Annotated in this window: 16 protein-coding genes; 12 read left to right on the top strand and 4 right to left on the bottom strand. The window is 31.5% G+C overall.

The window, feature by feature from the left end:
* Positions 1 to 8: 8 nt before the first annotated feature.
* On the top strand, positions 9 to 785 hold the full coding sequence (rsmA, locus tag JBL43_RS11890; protein WP_198841654.1) for a 16S rRNA (adenine(1518)-N(6)/adenine(1519)-N(6))-dimethyltransferase RsmA: 777 nt from the start codon (positions 9 to 11) through the stop codon (positions 783 to 785).
* On the top strand, positions 775 to 2,124 hold the full coding sequence (mgtE, locus tag JBL43_RS11885; protein WP_198841653.1) for a magnesium transporter: 1,350 nt from the start codon (positions 775 to 777) through the stop codon (positions 2,122 to 2,124). The genes rsmA and mgtE overlap by 11 nt, the downstream gene beginning before the upstream one ends.
* Here mgtE and JBL43_RS11880 read toward each other — a convergent pair.
* Positions 2,121 to 2,330 carry a zinc ribbon domain-containing protein gene (locus JBL43_RS11880; protein ID WP_138951028.1) on the bottom strand — a complete coding sequence of 70 codons (210 nt, stop codon included), beginning with the start codon at positions 2,328 to 2,330 and terminating at the stop codon, positions 2,121 to 2,123. The two genes, mgtE and JBL43_RS11880, sit on opposite strands and share 4 nt — an antisense overlap.
* Before the next feature lie 121 nt (positions 2,331 to 2,451).
* On the opposite strand from JBL43_RS11880, the gene JBL43_RS11875 reads away from it, so the two are divergent.
* Positions 2,452 to 4,572, top strand: a complete 2,121-nt coding sequence (locus JBL43_RS11875) for a glutamine--tRNA ligase/YqeY domain fusion protein (RefSeq protein ID WP_198841652.1) — start codon at positions 2,452 to 2,454, stop codon at positions 4,570 to 4,572.
* A gap of 227 nt (positions 4,573 to 4,799) precedes the next feature.
* Entirely contained in the window at positions 4,800 to 5,777 is a 978-nt protein-coding gene (locus tag JBL43_RS11870; protein WP_198841651.1) for a polyprenyl synthetase family protein, read from the top strand.
* Here the strand turns inward: JBL43_RS11870 and JBL43_RS11865 are convergent, their stop codons facing one another.
* Both JBL43_RS11865 and JBL43_RS11860 read right to left on the bottom strand, forming a co-directional pair.
* A complete protein-coding gene (locus JBL43_RS11865; protein ID WP_198841650.1) occupies positions 5,778 to 6,347 on the bottom strand; it encodes a sigma-70 family RNA polymerase sigma factor in 570 nt (189 codons plus the stop codon).
* 303 nt (positions 6,348 to 6,650) lie between these two features.
* Entirely contained in the window at positions 6,651 to 8,177 is a 1,527-nt protein-coding gene (locus JBL43_RS11860; protein WP_198841649.1) for a GH3 auxin-responsive promoter family protein, read from the bottom strand.
* Positions 8,178 to 8,261: 84 nt separating this feature from the next.
* On the opposite strand from JBL43_RS11860, the gene purE reads away from it, so the two are divergent.
* From purE to JBL43_RS11845, 3 genes are read left to right on the top strand one after another with little or no spacing between them, the layout of a single operon-like run.
* Positions 8,262 to 8,753 (top strand): 5-(carboxyamino)imidazole ribonucleotide mutase, encoded by a 492-nt coding sequence (purE, locus tag JBL43_RS11855; RefSeq protein ID WP_198841648.1) that lies wholly within the window; start codon positions 8,262 to 8,264, stop codon positions 8,751 to 8,753.
* A gap of 23 nt (positions 8,754 to 8,776) precedes the next feature.
* Positions 8,777 to 9,124: a four helix bundle protein gene (locus tag JBL43_RS11850; protein ID WP_198841647.1), complete on the top strand. Its 348-nt coding sequence runs from the start codon at positions 8,777 to 8,779 to the stop codon at positions 9,122 to 9,124.
* A gap of 47 nt (positions 9,125 to 9,171) precedes the next feature.
* On the top strand, positions 9,172 to 11,208 hold the full coding sequence (locus JBL43_RS11845) for a M3 family metallopeptidase (RefSeq protein WP_198841646.1): 2,037 nt from the start codon (positions 9,172 to 9,174) through the stop codon (positions 11,206 to 11,208).
* Between the two features lie 134 nt (positions 11,209 to 11,342).
* On the opposite strand, the gene JBL43_RS11840 is transcribed toward JBL43_RS11845, so the two are convergent.
* Complete coding sequence (locus tag JBL43_RS11840) at positions 11,343 to 11,723, bottom strand: DUF2335 domain-containing protein (RefSeq protein ID WP_198841645.1); 381 nt, start codon at positions 11,721 to 11,723, stop codon at positions 11,343 to 11,345.
* Positions 11,724 to 12,171: 448 nt separating this feature from the next.
* Here JBL43_RS11840 and JBL43_RS11835 point away from each other — a divergent pair, with 448 nt between their 5' ends.
* The 5 genes from JBL43_RS11835 (at position 12,172) to JBL43_RS11815 (ending at position 19,698) form a co-directional block, all read left to right on the top strand.
* On the top strand, positions 12,172 to 13,548 hold the full coding sequence (locus JBL43_RS11835) for a DUF1800 domain-containing protein (RefSeq protein WP_198841644.1): 1,377 nt from the start codon (positions 12,172 to 12,174) through the stop codon (positions 13,546 to 13,548).
* A gap of 10 nt (positions 13,549 to 13,558) precedes the next feature.
* The gene (locus JBL43_RS11830) at positions 13,559 to 14,752 is read left to right on the top strand and encodes a DUF1501 domain-containing protein (RefSeq protein WP_198841643.1); all 1,194 of its coding nucleotides are present in this window, start codon (positions 13,559 to 13,561) and stop codon (positions 14,750 to 14,752) included.
* Between the two features lie 205 nt (positions 14,753 to 14,957).
* Positions 14,958 to 15,689, top strand: coding sequence for a hypothetical protein (locus JBL43_RS11825; RefSeq protein WP_198841642.1), 732 nt, complete (start codon positions 14,958 to 14,960; stop codon positions 15,687 to 15,689).
* Positions 15,690 to 15,693: 4 nt separating this feature from the next.
* Positions 15,694 to 18,462 carry a TonB-dependent receptor gene (locus JBL43_RS11820; RefSeq protein ID WP_198841641.1) on the top strand — a complete coding sequence of 923 codons (2,769 nt, stop codon included), beginning with the start codon at positions 15,694 to 15,696 and terminating at the stop codon, positions 18,460 to 18,462.
* A 6-nt stretch (positions 18,463 to 18,468) separates the two neighbouring features.
* Positions 18,469 to 19,698: a DUF4249 domain-containing protein gene (locus JBL43_RS11815; RefSeq protein ID WP_198841640.1), complete on the top strand. Its 1,230-nt coding sequence runs from the start codon at positions 18,469 to 18,471 to the stop codon at positions 19,696 to 19,698.
* The last annotated feature ends 2 nt before the right edge of the window (positions 19,699 to 19,700 follow it).

Here is a 19,700-nt window from a genome sequence, read left to right as displayed (position 1 = left end):
AAGATTCAATGTCAGTAAGAGCAAAAAAACACTTAGGTCAACACTTCTTAAAAGATGAAAATATAGCGAAAAAAATCGCTGATACACTTACTGAAAACAATTACGATACGGTTCTTGAAATAGGTCCTGGTATGGGCGTATTGACTAAATATTTATTGCAAAAAAAACTAACTACGCACGTAATAGAAATTGATACAGAATCTGTAGAATACCTAAAAGCCCACTATCTCAATTTAGCAGATAGAATTATTTCAAAAGATTTTTTAAAGTTAGATATTAGTACTATTTTCAATAATGAACAATTTGCTATTATAGGTAATTTTCCATATAATATATCTACCCAAATAGTTTTTAAAACTATTGAAAACAGAAACCTCATTCCTGAATTATGTGGAATGTTTCAAAAGGAGGTTGCCAAACGTATTGCTGAAAAACCAGGTAGTAAAGCTTATGGTATTCTATCCGTATTAACACAAGCATTTTATGATGCTGAATATTTATTTACTGTTTCTCCAAGTGTTTTTAACCCACCGCCAAAAGTAGAATCAGGTGTTATACGATTGATTCGTAAAGAAAATTACAATCTTCCTGTTGACGAAAAGCTTTTCTTTAAAGTTGTGAAAACTGCTTTTAACCAACGTAGAAAAACGATGCGGAACAGCTTAAAATCATTGAATTTATCAGATAAATTAAGAGAAGATACTATATTTGCCCAACGCCCTGAACAATTATCTGTTGAGGAGTTTATAAACCTTACTAAAAGTATAGCCAACGATGCCATTTGAAATTACAGATGAACTGATTAAACAAATTGAAGAGCTTATCTTAAAACAAGATAATGAAACACTCTTAGGTTTGCTGGCAGAGGAGCATCATGCAGATATTGCAGAACTACTAGAGGACTTAAATCTAGAAGAGGCTACTTATATCATAAAATTATTAGATAGTGAAATAACATCAGACATTTTAATGGAAATGGATGAAGACGATCGTGAGAAAGTCTTAAAGAACCTATCGTCCAAAGAAATTGCAAAAGAGCTTGATGAGTTAGACACCGATGATGCGGCGGATATGATTGCCGAACTTCCTGAAGAACGTCAAGAAAAAGTAATTTCAAAAATTGAAGATGAGGAGCATAAAGCTGATATAAAAGAATTACTAAAATATGACGAAAATACTGCAGGTGGTTTAATGGCGAAAGAGCTAGTTAAAGTTTATGAAAACTGGAATGTATTAAAATGTGTGAGAGAAATGAGAGCACAGGCAGAATTTGTTACGCGTGTACATTCTATTTATGTGGTTGATGAAAAGGAAGAATTAAAAGGAAGACTTTCTTTAAAAGATTTACTGGTAACCTCAACAAAAACACATATTTCTGAAATTTATATTCCAAAAGTTGATTCGGCAAATGTTCATGACAAGGCAGAGGATGTAGCTCGGGTAATGCAAAAATATGACTTGGAAGCGATACCAGTGGTTGACGATAAAAATCATTTACTAGGTAGAATTACCATTGATGATATTGTTGATGTAATTAAAGACGAAGCTGATAAAGATTATCAAATGGCAGCTGGTCTATCTCAGGATGTAGAAGCAGATGATACACTATGGCAGCACACTAGAGCTCGATTACCATGGTTATTTTTAGGACTATTGGGAGGAATTGGAGCTGCTTCCATAATGGGTGGCTTTGAAGACCTTATTAGCAAACATGCGGTACTTTTCTTTTTCACTCCATTAATTGCAGCCACTGCTGGAAATGTTGGTGTGCAATCCTCAGCTATTATTGTGCAGGGCTTGGCCAACAATGATCTAAAAGGTAGTATTGGAGAAAGACTGTTTAAAGAATTCTCTTTATCGCTTATAAACGGTTTAGCATTATCATTATTTTTACTTCTCTTTACATGGATTTGGAAAGGAAATATGCTCACTTCCATAGCAATTTCTATATCTTTATTCTCAGTAATAGTTGTAGCCGGAATAATAGGAACTTTTATTCCGTTATTTTTAAATAAAAGAGATATAGACCCAGCCTTAGCTACGGGACCATTCATAACTACAAGCAATGATATTTTTGGTATTCTAATTTACTTTTGGATTGCCAAAATGGTATTGGGCATTTAATTAGTAAACAAATCAAATATATTACTTAAAGCACTTGTCTTCGCTTTATAAAATTCAGTATAAGAACATTTTTCGCAAGTTACCGAGGTATATTTTTGACTTTGAACATCAAAAATTTTACTGAGTGTTCCACCAGTTCCTCTCATCTGCCCTACTTTATAAGTTTTGTTATTACATTTCGGACAACTATAATTTAATTTTCCCATTTTATGATTGTTTTTAAGTTACAACTATACGTAGTAAAAATTAGTAAAACGTTACAGTAATCAAGGTACTTCACTATTAATATTTTCCCTACTTTTGTAGACTATTTCAAATTAATATTGGATGTCTGAAGAAAAAAAATCGCTCAATTTTTTAGAGCAAATCATTGAAGAAGATTTGGCTAACGGGCTTACTAAAGATAAATTACACTTTCGTTTTCCGCCAGAACCAAATGGATATCTCCATATTGGACACGCTGCATCAATTTGCTTAAATTTCGGATTAGGAATTAAGTATAATGCCCCCGTAAATTTACGTTTTGACGATACCAATCCTGCCAAAGAAGAACAGGAATATGTAGATGCTATTAAAAAAGATATACAATGGTTAGGCTTTAAATGGGCCAACGAATTATACTCGTCAGATTATTTTCAACAGCTATATGATTGGAGTATTCAACTTATTAATGATGGATTGGCTTATGTTGACGATCAATCATCGGAAGAAATGGCCATCCAAAAGGGCACACCTACTGAAGTTGGAACGAATAGTCCAAATAGAGATAGAAGTATTGAAGAGAACCTAGAATTATTCATGAAAATGAAAAATGGTGAATTTCAAGAAGGCTCTCATGTATTACGTGCAAAAATTGACATGGAGCATGTAAACATGCATATGCGTGACCCAATTATGTACCGTATTTTGAAGAAGCACCACCACAGAACAGGAGATGATTGGTGCATTTACCCAATGTATGACTGGACCCACGGTGAATCTGATTATATTGAACAAATTTCTCACTCAATTTGCACTTTAGAGTTTAAAAGCCATAGAGAGTTGTATGATTGGTATGTTGATCAAGTATATTCTGGTGATGATCTAAGACCTAAACAACGTGAATTTGCTCGTCGTAATTTGAGTTATACGGTAATGAGTAAACGGAAATTACTCCAATTGGTACAAGAAGGACATGTAAAGGGATGGGATGATCCTAGAATGCCTACCATTTCGGGATTACGTAGAAGAGGTTACACACCAAACTCAATTAAAAAATTTAGTGAAATTGCGGGTATTTCTAAACGTGATAATGTGACCGATGTAGCATTATTAGAGTTTTGTATTAAAGACGATTTAAACAAAACTGCCCCAAGAGTTATGGCAGTTTTAAATCCTGTAAAAGTGGTCATTACAAATTATCCAGAAGGTAAAGAAGAATGGTTAACTGCAGAAAACAATCCTGAAGATGATAATGCAGGTAACAGAGAAGTTCCTTTTTCTAAAGAACTTTATATTGAAAAAGAAGATTTTAGAGAAGAAGCTAATAAAAAATTCTTTAGATTAAAATTAGGTAAAGAAGTGCGTTTAAAAAATGCATATATTATCAAAGCAGAATGTGTAGTAAAAGATGAAAATGGAGAAATTTTAGAAATTCATTGTACGTACGACCCTCTATCTAGAAGTGGTAGTGGCACAGAAGAAAGCCAACGCAGAGTAAAAGGTACATTGCATTGGGTATCAATCGCTCATGCAATTAAAACAGAAGTTAGATTATATGACCGGTTGTTTATTGATGAAGCTCCAGACAGTCATAAAGACAAAGATTTTAAAGAATTTATAAATCCGAATTCTTTAGAATTAAATACAAATGCTTTTGTAGAACCAAGTCTTAAAGAAGCAACTATCGGTGATAGATTTCAGTTTCAACGTTTAGGCTACTTTTGTGTAGATGATGACAATACCGCAGAACATTTAATCTTTAATAGAACCGTACCTTTAAATGACAGTTGGGCTAAAATAGAAAAAAAAGGGGAACAGAAAAAACCAGCTAACAACAACGCTATTAATGAATTATTAGCTATTTCTGGTAAATATTTAAAGTCAAAAGAGAATGATGATCGCTTGAGTTTATTAGATAAAATGTCTGATTTAAGCAAAAAGATTGAATTTAAAAACTTACCTGAATTATTAAAAACGGCAGCTAGCAATAAAGAATATTTCACATATCTAGTTGTTTTTAACAACTCAAATGCGTTAGAAATCTTAGCTAAAGAGCATGCTAACCTAGTAACAGAATTTATCAGTGCTGCATTACAAATGAAAAATTCTTATGTACGTTATCAGGCTGTTGAATTTATATATATCAACAGTAGCGTAAAAGATGATTATATCACAATACTAAAAGATATGGTAGCAGAGGAGCGAAATTCTATGATTGCTGAACGCTTAGAGCTCATTTTAAACTAAAAATATTAAACCGAGGTATTGTTCCTTTGAAACCCTTAATTTGTATTATGATAACACAAGGTTCCGATTCCATAGAATGGATTTAATTTAATTATATTTATTCAACATTATCAAAGTCTTTGTTGTTTTATCATTATTATTTAGATTATTTATACTCCATTTGGAGCTTATTTACAAATCATTATTCATATAGAATAATAGAACTAATAAAATCGTAAAAACCACATTTGAAAATCATAGAGCAAATAAAACTTCCTATTAAAGAGGAAATGGAATTTTTTGAAGACAAATTTAAAGCTTCAATGATTTCCAATGTGCCATTGTTAAATAAAATAACACATTTTATAATTCGTAGAAAAGGCAAACAAATGCGACCAATGTTCGTTTTTTTGGTTGCCAAAATGGTTTCTGGAGGTAAAGTTAATGATCGCACCTATAGAGGAGCGTCTTGTATTGAATTGATACATACAGCCACTTTAGTGCATGACGATGTAGTTGATGACAGTAACCGCAGACGTGGTTTCTTTTCTATAAATGCATTATGGAAAAATAAAATTGCTGTGTTAGTAGGCGACTTTTTATTATCAAAAGGCGTTTTATTATCTATTGACCATAGTGATTTTGATATTTTAAAACTGATCTCGGTTGCTGTACGAGAAATGAGTGAAGGCGAATTACTACAGATTGAAAAAGCGAGAAAACTAGACATTACTGAAGATATCTATTTTGAAATTATCCGACAAAAAACAGCTACTTTAATTGCTGCTTGTTGTGGCATTGGAGCTTCATCTGTAAATGCACCTCAAGAAGAAGTTGAAAAAATGCGAAAATTTGGTGAGATCATAGGAATTGCTTTTCAAATTAAAGATGACCTTTTCGATTATTCAGAAGCTAAAATAGGCAAACCAACGGGTATTGATATTAAGGAGCAAAAAATGACATTGCCTTTAATTTATACGTTAAATAATTGTTCTGAAAAAAATAAAAAATGGATAATTAACTCTGTAAAAAACCATAATAAAAATAAGAAACGTGTTAAAGAAGTTATTGACTTTGTAAAGGATAATGGAGGTATTGAATATACTATCAAAAAAATGAATACCTATCATGAAGAAGCTCTAGCCATTTTAGATACGTATCCAGACTCTCAATATAAAAAGTCATTGACGGAAATGGTTAATTACGTAATAGAGCGAAAAATATAATTAACCACACACCTTACAGTCTTCTTTACTTTTAAGTTCACCCACCAATTTTCCTTTTTCATTTAATTCGTAACCACAACAATCTATAAAACCTTGGGCGATCATTTTTCTCGCCCGCTGAATTTGTGACTTTACGGTTGGTAATGGTAAACCTAAAATCTCAGCTATTTCTTGATGCTTAACCCCCTTTATATCAGCCATAAATAAAGGGTCTCTATATTTCTTTTCTAAGTTTTTAATAATTCCGTATAAACAATCATGTTCCGTATGCTCAAAAAAATCTGCAGTATGATCATCTGAATCCACAATATCCACCTCCATTTTTTCACCAGCTGAAATACTATATTGTCTTTTAGATGACCTAAAATAATCCATTATGGTATTATTAGCCACTGTAAAAAGCCATGACTTTATTTTTTGCACATCTTGAACACTAGAAATTTTAGTATGTACTTTTATAAAAACCTCTTGTAGTAAATCATCTGCTATGTTTTCATCATTTATTTTTGACAAAATAAAGTGCTTTACATCATCCGAATATGTATTCCAAATAATTTTTGTGTCTGTCATAGAATTAATAATTTCATAAAGTTGTCAGGTTGAGCAGAGTCGAAATCTCTTTTACGATTATATGATAAGTTCTCTACAACGCTCAAACCGACAACATTAAACTTTACTTCTTAAAAACATCCAAGAAAGTAGTTTTAACAATTACACCCTGAACAATTACAATTTGCACAAGTGCAGTTTGCACAAGTTCCGTTTTTACACCCATCACAATCGCAGGTACATGTTGAATCTTTCATAATATTAAGTTTAAATTAGACTTCCTTTATACCAATAAGACGTAAAGATTATAAAAAAGATGCAGTTTTAAACCACTTTTTCTGAAGAAGACATTTCTAACAACTCATCCATAAAGTCTCTACTATTAGATAGTCTTGGTACTTTATGTTGCCCACCTAGTTTATTTTTGAACTTTAACCAATCGTAGAACAAACCTGTTTCAGCTTGATGGACCTTGGGCATGGTTAAGGTCATATCATTATAACGCTTGGCTTCATAATCAGAATTTATAGACTTTAAAGCATTATCTAACAACTCTGTAAAGTAATTTAAATTCTTGGGAGCTTTTCTAAATTCGATCATCCATTCATGAGAACCTTGTATTTTACCGTCCATAAAAATAGGTGCTACTGTATAATCGGTAATTAGCGATTTTGTTTTTTCGCAGACTTGTCTTAAAGCCTCCTCTGCATTTTCGATGATTAATTCTTCACCAAACACATTAATAAAATGTTTGGTTCTACCTGTAATCCTAATCCGAAACGGATCAAGAGAAACAAACTTAACGGTATCTCCTATTAAATACCTCCACAATCCAGCATTGGTTGTAATTACGATTGCATAATTAATGTCTAATTTCACCTCATCTAACGGAATAGCAATAGATTTTTCTCCATTAAATTCGGACATCGGAATAAATTCGTAGAAAATACCATAATCTAACATTAACAATAAATCTGTAGAATCATTGGTATCCTGCAACGCGAAAAAACCTTCAGAGGCATTATAGGTTTCGTAATATCTAAAGTCTTTTTTAGGAATTAATTTTTTGTATTGTTCTCTATAGGGATTGAAGTTAACGCCTCCATGAAAATACACTTCCAAGTTGGGCCAAACTTCCAAAATATTATCCTTGCCTGTTTTTTTCAATACAGCATTTAATAAAACAAGCATCCATGATGGTACTCCAACTAAACTGGTAATATTTTCATTAATAGTTTCATTAACTATAGCCTCCATTTTTGTCTCCCATTCGCTCATTAAAGCCACCTCTGTTTTTGGAGAAGAACTAAAATCGGCCCAAAAAGGCATATTTTCAATAATTATAGCCGATAAATCGCCAAAATAAGTATTATTATCTTCATAAATAGCACTACTACCTCCTAAACGCAATCCACGTCCATTGAACAAACCAGCATCTTCATTATTATTTATATAGAGAGCAAGCATGTCTTTTCCAGCCTTTAAATGGCAATTTTCTAAAGCCTCATTACTTACTGGAATAAACTTACTTTTTGCATTTGTGGTGCCACTTGATTTAGCAAACCATTGTATTTGTGTAGGCCAAAATAAATTTTGCTCCCCTTTTCTAGCTCGTTCAATTAAAGGCTCAAAGGTTTCATATTGCTGAATAGGCACTTTATTTCTAAACGTTTCATAATTGTATATGGAAGCGAAATGATACTGTCTACCAAACTCCGTATTTTTAGCCATTTCAACCAAGCGTATCATGAGCTCATGTTGAACATCAATAGGGTATTTTAGAAAAAGCTCCATTTGATGCTTTCTCTTTTTTAAAAACCAAGAAACAACGGTGTTAAATAAAGGCAACATTTTCTAAATTTCTATTTGAGGTTTTATATCTTTGAACAATAAAAGTACGATTTTTCTTAGTATAAAATTAAATATAATCAAATTATGGCTAAAGTAGGTATAATTATGGGTAGCAATTCTGATATGCCTGTGATGCAAGAAGCAATTACAATACTACACGATTTTAATATTGAAACTGAAATTGATATTGTTTCGGCTCATAGAACCCCTGAAAAATTATATGATTATGCTAAGAATGCTCACTTGCGTGGAATTCAAGTGATCATTGCTGGTGCAGGCGGTGCCGCACATTTACCAGGCATGGTAGCCTCAATGAGTCCGTTACCTGTAATTGGCGTACCCGTGAAATCTAGCAATTCCATTGACGGCTGGGATTCTATACTATCAATACTTCAAATGCCAGGTGGCGTTCCTGTAGCTACAGTAGCTCTAAATGGAGCTAAAAATGCTGGAATATTAGCAGCTCAAATACTGGGAAGTAGTGATAAAGAAGTACAGCAAACAATTATTGATTATAAAGAATGTCTTAAAGAAAAAGTAAATAAATCCGCGGAATCAATAAATTCCAAAAAATAAGCACCAAATTCCAAAAAAAAGCAATGGCAAAAAAAGTTTATGATTTAGAGGAAAGAACATATCTTTTTGCAAAGAATTGTAGGCTTTTACTTTATAAATTCCCTAAAACTACTGCAAATTTTGAAGACTCCAAACAATTAGTAAGGTCATCTGGATCAATAGCTGCAAATTATATTGAAGCTAATGAAAAATTAGGTGATAAAGACTTTAAATTTCGACTTAAAATATCAAGGAAGGAAGCCAAAGAATCAATTTTATGGCTAAGGCTTTTACGAGACCTGAACGAGCCTTTCAATAGTCAATTATCAGATTTAATTAGAGAAGCAGACGAACTAAGAAAAATACTCTCAACCATAATCAATAAAGTATAATCCATTGGAATTTGGAATTTTTTTATTGATTTTTTAAATTTTATTTTATGAAAAACCCATTATTACAAAACTTCAATACGCCACATACAACCGCTCCATTTTCAAAAATAAAAAACGAGCATTTTAAACCTGCCTTTGAAGAAGCTATTCAAAAAGCAAAAGCTGAAATTGATGAAATTACAAGTAATTCTGAAGCACCTTCTTTTAAAAACACTATAGAACCGTTAGATTTTTCAGGTTATACGTTGGATAGAGTTTCTTCTATTTTCTTTAATTTAAATTCTGCGGAGACCAATGACGAAATTCAAAAGATTGCCCAAGAGGTTTCTCCATTATTATCAGAATTTTCAAATGACATTCGCTTAAATGAAAAACTATTTGAACGTATAAAATCGGTTTATGATGCTAGAAAAAATTTAGACTTAACCGTTGAACAAGCAACCCTTTTAGATAAAAAATATAAAAGCTTTGCCAGAAATGGAGCTAACTTAGATGATACGTCCAAAAATAAATTAAGAGAAATTGATATGAAATTATCAAAACGCTCACTACAATTTGGAGAAAATGTATTGGCAGAAACCAATGCTTTTGAAATGCATTTAACCGATGAAAATCAATTAAAAGGATTACCTGACGGAGCAAAAGAAGCCGCAAAAATGGCCGCTAAAGAAAAAGATTTAGAAGGGTGGCTAATTACCTTAGACTACCCTAGCTATGTGCCTTTTATGACCTATGCGGATGATCGAAACTTACGTAAAAAATTAGCTATCGCTTTTGGAGCAAGAGCTTTTAAAAATAATAAATTCGACAATCAGAAAGTTGTCTTAGACATTGTAAATCTTCGCCATAAAAGAGCCAACTTATTAGGTTATAAAACACATGCTCATTTTGTATTGGAAGAACGTATGGCAGAAACGCCTGAAAAAGTATTGTCATTTTCAAATGATTTATTAGAAAAAGCGAAACCTGCTGCTGAAAAAGAATTTAAACAATTATCTGATTTTGCTAAAAAAGACGGTATTGAGCAGTTACAAAAATGGGATGGTGCTTACTATTCTGAAAAACTAAAAAAGCAAAACTTTGATTTAGATCAAGAAGCCTTAAAACCGTATTTTAAATTAGAAAATGTTATAGACGGTGCATTTACAGTAGCTAATAAATTATTTGGGTTACAATTTAAAGAGGTTGACACCATTGATAAATACCATAAAGACGTAAAAACCTATGAAGTTACCAATACAAATGGTGACTTTATAGCTGTTTTTTATGCCGACTTTTTCCCTAGAAAAGGGAAACGTAATGGAGCATGGATGACTTCGTACAAAAGTCAATGGAAAAAAGACAGCGAAAATTCGAGACCACATATTTCTATCGTATGTAACTTTACGAAACCTACTGATACAAAACCTTCGCTCTTAACGTTTAATGAAGTAACCACCTTATTTCATGAATTTGGACATGCGTTACATGGAATGTTAGCAGATACTGTTTACCCTAGCCTATCGGGAACTAGTGTCTATTGGGATTTTGTAGAATTACCTAGTCAATTGTTAGAAAATTGGTGTTACGAAAAAGAGGCCTTAGATTTATTTGCAAAACACTATGAAACTAATGAGCCTATCCCCATGGACTTGGTTCAGAAAATTAAAGATTCTTCTAACTTTTTAGAAGGAATGCAAACGATGCGTCAATTAAGTTTTGGACTTTTAGATATGCAATGGCATGGAGCAGACCCGACAAATATTAAAAACGTAAAAGAATTTGAAAACCAAGCTTTTACAGATACACAACTCTATCCAGATGTTGCTGAAAATTGTATGAGCACAGCTTTTTCACATATTTTTCAAGGTGGTTATTCTAGTGGTTATTATTCTTATAAATGGGCAGAAGTATTAGATGCTGATGCTTTTGAATTTTTTAAAGAAACGGGAATTTTCAATAAAGAAACGGCAACTTTGTTATTGGAAAATGTATTATCTAAAGGAGGTACAGATAAACCAATGGATTTATACAAACGTTTTAGAGGTGCTGCACCGAGCAATAAAGCTCTACTAAAAAGAGCGGGTTTGGTTGAGAAACAATAGAGTTTTAACAGCAAAGAATACTCTAAAAATTCCTCCCCTTTTTCAAGGGGAGGTGCCTTTAGGCGGAGGGGTTTATTTTCAATTTTCTTAACTTATTTCAACCCACACCTCCTTAATACTAACTTTTTTGATAATTAAGCTGACTTATTTGGATAATAAAATTTACCAATTACAAACACGCCAACTAAACCTATCACAGTTACACTGAATAAAGTTCCACCAACTGCTCTTTCACCAATAATTGTTAAATATGTACCACAACCTAAAGTAATTAGCCCCATAATAAAGCCTAACCATTGACCTCTTTTAGTTTGAGAATTCATATTATCAATCGACTTATTTTCAACTTTATGTCTATTTTCTTGTTCATTTTCAAACATTGACATAATTCTATCTGCACCGTCCGGAATTATATTCTTATATTTTTCTAAAGTAGTTGGCTCTGGTAGCCATGTAGAATAATTGCTGTTTTTCATGTCCTTTTCGGACATTGGCATTTGTTTATTTTTTGCCATAGTTATTTTTTACAAATTAATTATTTATTTTTAAATAATTATCAGTAATATTTCTTTTTCAATAAGACATAAGTATTCTAATTCATTGAATAGTAAAACTCAAATCACGGGGAGGTTTTAGAACAAATAATTCTTTGAATTCTTTTCTTAGCAGAAATAACTTAACGCAACATTTCTCATAAAACTGTACTCAACTTAAAAAACTTTGTAATCCCTTTAAAATCAAACTATAGCGAACCTACATTTCAATTCTAAAGGAAATCTAAAGTTGTGTTCAGAATACCTGATATTGTTCAAAAGCGTCATTTTTTGTTGATAAAATACGATTTCAAGGTTGCAGAGCTGTCAGACATGACGACCATATCCATTTACAAATAAAATAAGTGTATCTTTTATTTTTAGTAAGTTAAAGATTAAACCTTAACTATTTCTTTAAGTCTAATCATCGATGAAAGCAAAACACATACAACATTTATTTTGGCGTGCAGGATTTGGAATTACCCCTGCAGCGTTAGAGATACACTCTAAAAAAAACAGAAAAAAAATTGTCGCTGAGTTTTTTGAAAATTCCAAAAAATCAACACCACTAACAGTTGATACTTCCGAGCTCATAAGTACTTTCTTAAATATGGATAAGACAGACAAATTGGCCAAACAAAAACTGGCTGAAGCAAATAGACAAAAACAGTTCGAATTGAATTCGGCTTGGCTCTTGCGGCTTACGAATTCTAAGGAAATACTTCGTGAAAAAATGACCTTATTTTGGGCAAATCACTTTGTTTGTCAAGACAATAACACTATCTACATAGAGCAGTTTAACAATACATTACGTAAGCATGCTTTAGGTAATTTAAACGATTTTGTAAAAGCCATTTCGAAAGAGACAGCTATGATACGTTACTTAAACACCAAACAAAATAGAAAATTAAAACCTAATGAGAATTTCGCCCGAGAGTTATTAGAATTGTTTACGCTAGGCACTGGTAATTATACTGAAACAGATATAAAAGAAGCCGCAAGTGCTTTTACGGGATACAACCACAATTTGAAAGGTGCGTTTCATTTTAATAAAAAACAACATGATTTTAAATCGAAAACTTTTTTAGGTGAAACAGGAAATTTTAATGGTGATGCTATTATAGATATTATCTTGAAACAAAAAGACTGTGCAACATTTATCTGTAAGAAAATCTATCAAAATTTTGTAAATGACACACCAAATAGTGAACATGTTAATCAGATGGCTGAATTGTTCTATCCAAAATATGATATTGGAGAACTAATGCAATTTGTGTTTAATTCGGACTGGTTTTATGAAGATAACAATATAGGATGTTTGATAAAATCACCAGTAGAATTAATGATTGGTATGTATAATGTTGTTCCTTTTGAATTTCACGATTCTAAAAGCCCTTATTATATTCAAAAATTATTAAATCAAGTATTGTTACGACCTCCAAATGTTGCGGGTTGGAAAGGTGGCAAAACCTGGATAGATAGTAACACCATTTTAATTCGATTAAAGCTACCATCTGTTTTATTAAATAATGCCATTATAGCCTTAGAGGAAAAAGGCGAATTTGAAGATTCTTATCAAAAGTATTACGCCAATGTGAGTAAAAGAAAAAAAGCAATTAAAACCACTGTTGATTGGAATACATTCGATAAAAACTTTAAAAAAATAAGTATTTCAGAAATGAAAGATTTTTTATTAGTCAGCCCTTTAAATACAGGAACAAGAGATTTACTTCATCAACTTACAATGGACAACAAGCAAGAAGTTTGTGTACAATTAATGTCATTACCCGAATATCAACTTTGTTAAACCCTAGCTTATGAAACGTAGAGATTTTTTAAAAAACACAGGTTTAGCGAGCAGCTTATTTTTAGTACCTAGTTTTGTAAAAGCATTTGAAAAAATTGCCACAGAACAATTAGGCTTTAAAAGACTTGTTATTATACAGCTTTCTGGAGGTAACGATGGTTTAAACACCGTAATTCCTTTTAGGAATGATATATATTATAAAAAAAGACAAGGCATTGCCATTCCAAAAAATAAAATCATTTCGTTAACGGACGACCTTGGTTTTCATGAAAGTTTATTACCACTAAAACGGTTGTATGACCAAGGTTATGTTTCCATTATTAATAACGTAGGCTACCCTAACCCAGATCGATCACATTTCAGATCGACTGACATTTGGCACACAGCAACTGACTCAGACAAATATGCAACTTCAGGATGGTTAGGTAGATATTTAGATCAATATGGTCAGCATCCATATAATGGGATTGAGGTTGATGATAGTTTATCTTTAGCCTTAAAAGGAGAAATTAACAACGGAATTGCTACAAAAAATGCGGCTCTTCTGTTTAATACAGCACGGGAACCTTATTTCAAAAAAATACTAGCCAACCCACAAGACGCTCATTTAAGTGAGCATAATTTAGGCTATTTATACAAAACATTAATCGCGGCTGAATCATCAGCAAAGTACATTTACGAAACTTCTAAAACTTTCAAATCTAAACAAGAATATCCGCAAAATCCGTTTGCAAAACAATTAAAAACTACGGCTGAGTTTATTAATAGTGGTTTGGACACTAAAGTATTTTACACTTCATTAGGTGGATTTGACACACATGCTAATCAGCCTAACAAGCAAAAACAGTTATTAAAAGTGTATGCTGAAGGAATAGAAAGCTTTGTCAAAGATTTAAAGAAAAACGAAACGTTTAAAGACACACTAATATTAACGTTTTCTGAATTTGGAAGACGTGTTCAGCAAAATGCTGCAAATGGGACCGACCATGGTACTGCTAATAATGTTTTTATTATTGGAGAGCATTTAAAACAAAAAGGGATTTACAATAGTGTTCCAAATCTTTTAAAACTAGATGCTAACGGAGATTTAATCTATGAGATTGATTTTAGACAAATCTATGCGACCGTTTTAGATAATTGGTTAGGTGTTGATGCTAAAGCGATATTATTTGAGAAGTCTTTTAAAAAGTTAGATTTTATTTAGTAGTTCTCAATCCATTTTGATAATTTCCATTAAACAGTATAATAAAAAACATCTTTCTCAATTCTAAAAACTTAAGACCAATTTAATTACATAAAGAGCATTTTCTTTAAGCTTTATATATTTTTTTAATCTCTTTATCTTTCGAGATGTTAAACATCATGAAAATATAGATGTAAAATTGAATATTTTTTTATATTTACAACTTATGAAAATAATGTTTAATAAAATAGGTCTGATATTACAGTTAAGTATATTCCTATGGTTAAATACCGGAAATTCACAAAATTCTAATGAATATCTCTCTTGGTTTGACCAAAAAGTTAGCCCAGAAAACACAGCCTTATATAATGGCTATTTGGATGATGGTGAAGGAGATTTTGAGCGTACTAGATCATTTAAAAACACGCAACGATATTTCAAAAGCTATGACTTTTTAAATGGCTCAATTACTTACGAAGGGCAAACCTATACAAATCAACAAATTAAATATGATTTATACCAAGATGAATTATTATTAAATTTAACAAGTAGTAGAGGCTCTATGGTTAAAGTTAAACCTATAAAACATCGCATAGATGGTTTTAATTTAGCTGGTCATAAATTTATTAGCTTATCAAATTTTAATGATTCGAAGTATGAAGGATTTGCTGAAAAAAAATTTACAGGATCTAATTTTATTTTCTTTACAAAATATAAAAAAACAAGATCTGAGAGAGTTGTTGAAAAAAAAGTTATGTTTGAATACTATGAATCAAATTATAACTTACTCTACTTTAAAGGTAATTTACACCTCATAAAACGGAAAAAAGATTTAATAAAACTCTTTCCTGAATTCAAAAAAGAAATGAAAGATTATGCAATACACAATGCCACTGCTGCTACGGATATTCTAAACTATTTAACTAGATTAAATTCTTTACTATCTAAAAAACAATAACCAAATGAGGAAATTAATTGCGATCACCTTATTTATGGTGTCATTAAATTTTTTGAATGCCCAACAAAATCAAGACTTAATTTCAATAGATTTTAATGATATTAGTAGAACAGATGCTATGCATCAATTAGAAGAGAAGTTCAACTATCAGTTTTATTTTGTTAAAGAATGGTTTTCTCAAGAAAAAATTAATATAAATTTCAAAAATGTTACTATTTCAAAAGTATTAAATCAAATTTTTGAAGACACAAATTTTAATTATTTTATTTTAAAAAACAAAGGAATTGTTATAACTCAAAACAGAGTTATCTATAGCGACTTACCCGATAACTTTTTTGGTAACAAAAAAGTTATCGATAAAAACAATAGAATTGAAACCGAATCTGCCCGCCCTGTTTTCAAAAACAAAATAGTATCGTCAAATAAAACTCGGACGGAAACGGTTAGTATTGGAAAAGAAAACCCATTAGACAAACGTACCAAATATAAACTTAGTGGTTACATTCGTGATTCAAAAACGGGTATGCCATGGTCTAATGTATCAATAGTCGTTAAAAACACAGTTTTAGGCGTTGAAACAGATAAAAATGGATATTACCAAATCACGATTCCCAGAGGTTACAACACTATAGAAACAAGCTCTATTGGCCTAGGAAAAACTCAAAAAAATGTAATTATTTATAATGATGGTACTTTAAATATAAATCTTTCAGAAAACATTGAAGAACTTGACGAAATAATCGTTTCAAGTAAACAAACCAGTAATGTAGTAGATTCTGAAATAGGCACAAACGAGGTAGATTCTGAAAAATCTAAAAACATACCTCTAGTAATGGGAGAAAGGAATATGCTAAAGGTGGCAACAGCTTTACCGGGTATTACAACTGCTGGCGAAGGCTCTTCTGGATTTAATGTTAGAGGTGGAAAAACAGATCAGAATCTAATACTTTTAGATAATGCTGTTTTATATAACCCAGCACATTTTTTTGGAATATTTCAAGCATTAAACCCATTTACCACCAAAAATATTAAAATTTATAAAGGAAGTGTACCTGCTCAATTTGGTGGTCGTTTGTCATCAGTATTTGATATTACAACTAAAGATGGAAGTTTAGATAAATTTAAAGGAGAAGCATCTATTGGACCCGTTACAGGAAATATTGCTTTAGAAATACCAATAATTAAAGAAAAAGCTTCGTTAGTATTAGGTGGTAGAAGTACGTATTCCAACTGGATTTTAAACTCATTAGATAATAAATCCTTAAAAAACAGCAAGGCCTCGTTTTACGACCTAATTGGCAAATTTAATGCTAAAATTGATAGTACGAATGAAGTACGAGCTACGGCCTATTATAGTAATGATGATTTTAGCATCACGTCAGATTCTGTTTACGGATATAATAATTTATTACTTTCCGTACTCTGGAATAAAAAATTTAACGATAAAAATTCGAGCAGCTTATCTATATCTAAAAGTCAATATAAATTTAATATAAATTATGACGGACAATCAAATGATAATTTTGGATATGATTATGGCATAGACGAAATTGGAGCAAAATTAAGATTAGTTTACTTACATAGTGATAAACATAAATTTAATTATGGAGTATCTGTAAAAAAATATGAAGTAAACCCTGGTAAAAAAGAGCCATTGGGTGAAAATTCAGCTGTAATACCACTAAATTTAGAAAATGAATACGGTCTTGAATCTGCCGTTTTTTTAGAAGATGGTTATAAAATAAACAATAAATTTTTAATTAATGTTGGGCTACGCTATTCAATGTTTCAAGCTTTAGGAAGCTCATTAACAAGAGTGTATGAAACTGGCCAACCCCGCAATAATGAAACGGTATCTGACACTCTAAATTTTGGCAAAAACAAAACGATAAAAAACTATGGTGGATTAGAAACTAGATTGTCTGGCAGGTATTTACTAAACAAAGATTTCTCTATTAAATTGGGCTATAATAGTGCCTACCAATACCTACACACTCTGTCTAATAACACCACACTTTCTCCAATAGATACTTGGAAATTATCTGATTATCACATCAAGCCACAAAAATCTCAACAGCTTTCTTTAGGTTTATTTAAAAATATAAATGGTAATGATTATGAACTAAGTTTAGAGGGGTATTATAAGAAATCAGAAAATGTACCTGACTTTAAAACAGGAGCTCAATTGCTACTTAACGAAAATGTAGAAACTGAAATACTTCAAGGTAAAGGTAAAGCATATGGTATAGAATTTTTAGTTAAAAAGAATAAAGGTAAACTTAGCGGTTGGTTTGCTTACACTTATTCCAAATCACTAATTAAGCTTGATAGCCCTTTTAAAGAAGAGCAAATAAACAACGGAAATTATTTTCCATCAAATTATGACAAACCTCATAACTTAAATATTGTTTCCAATTTCAAAGTTACAAGACGTTTTAGTTTTTCAGCAAATTTCGAATATCAAACAGGAAGACCAGTGACCTATCCTATTGGAAATTTTGACTATCAGGGTGACACTTATGTTATTTATAGTGAACGAAACAAATTTAGAATTCCTGATTATTATAGATTAGACTTAAGTTTTAACATTGAAGGCAACCATAAATTAAAAAAATTAGGACATAGTTATTGGAATATATCAGTTTATAATGTTTTAGGAAGAAACAACCCATATTCAGTATTTTTTGTTACTGAAAACGGAAATGTAAAAGCATATAAAAGCTCTATTTTTTCAGTTCCAATTCCTACAATTTCTTACAATATTAAATTCTAAGTGAAAATGAAAAAATACCGTAAAATAAATACTAACAGGATAACGGCATACATAGGGGCTTTTTTTATTGCCCTTATAACATCTGGCTGTATTGAAGAGTTTAATGCGACCACGGAATCATTTGAAAGTATTTTAGTTGTAGATGCATGGATTACTGATGAATTTAAAGAGCATCACATTAAATTAAGTAGAACTTATCGCTTTGAGCAAGATGGGGCTACGCCAGAACAAAACGCAGAAGTATCCATAACTGATAGCAATGGCAACATATACATATTTAATGAGGTCTCTGAAGGAACTTATGTTTCTTCTGTAATGTTTAATGCAAAACCAAATATCGATTATTCACTAACAGTAGAAACCAGTGATAATAGCATTTACACCTCCAAACCCGAACGTTTAGTGATTGGCGATGAAATTGTAAATGTTGAAAGTTTAAAAATTGAAAATAATCAAGAAAATTCAGGTGTTGAAATAAATGCATTTTCTATGATCAATTCCAATGATCCTAAGTATTATGTATATACTTATGAGGAAACCTATAAAATTATTGCTCCACTTTGGTCTCCAGTTGAAGCCAAAGTTGTTTCTATAAACCCTCCAGAGGTTGAGTTAGTACTAAAAACCAAACAAGATAAAATTTGCTATACTACAAATGTTGTCGATAAGGCTGTGGCGGGTTCGAAAACTAAATTAAATGGGAATACAATCCAAAAAACCTTGATAAAATTTATTCCAAAGTACGATTATGAAATAGCAAATAGGTATAGCATACTTGTAAAACAACATAGTATTTCTAGAGCAGCAGATAAGTTTTATTCATTATTGAAAGAATTCTCCACCTCTGGAAGTTTGTTTTCTCAAATTCAGACCGGATTTATTGATGGTAATATTTCATCTCAAAATGAGGCTGAACAAAAAGTAATTGGCTTTTTTAATGTGTCATCAACTTCATCTAAAAGAATATTTTTCAACTTTACTGATCTTTATCCTAATGAAACTTCCATTGATCTACCTGTTGATTGTCCAACTATAACACCAGAATTAGATGAATTAGTTGAACTATTAGCTAGTGGCGACATGCTTTATTACATCTACAACCCCTGTTTATTGGCACCCGCACCTGAATATTGTGATTTTGACGAGCCACAAGGACCCTATCAAATTGTTCCAAAAGTTTGTGGTGACTGCACAGAATCAGGAACAAATATTAAACCTGAATTTTGGGAAGAATAAAA

The sequence above is a fragment of the Aureibaculum flavum genome (assembly GCF_016406085.1).
GTDB lineage: Bacteria > Bacteroidota > Bacteroidia > Flavobacteriales > Flavobacteriaceae > Aureibaculum > Aureibaculum flavum.
Note: the sequence above shows the minus strand (reverse complement) of the source record. Positions and strands in the feature narration are given on the sequence as shown.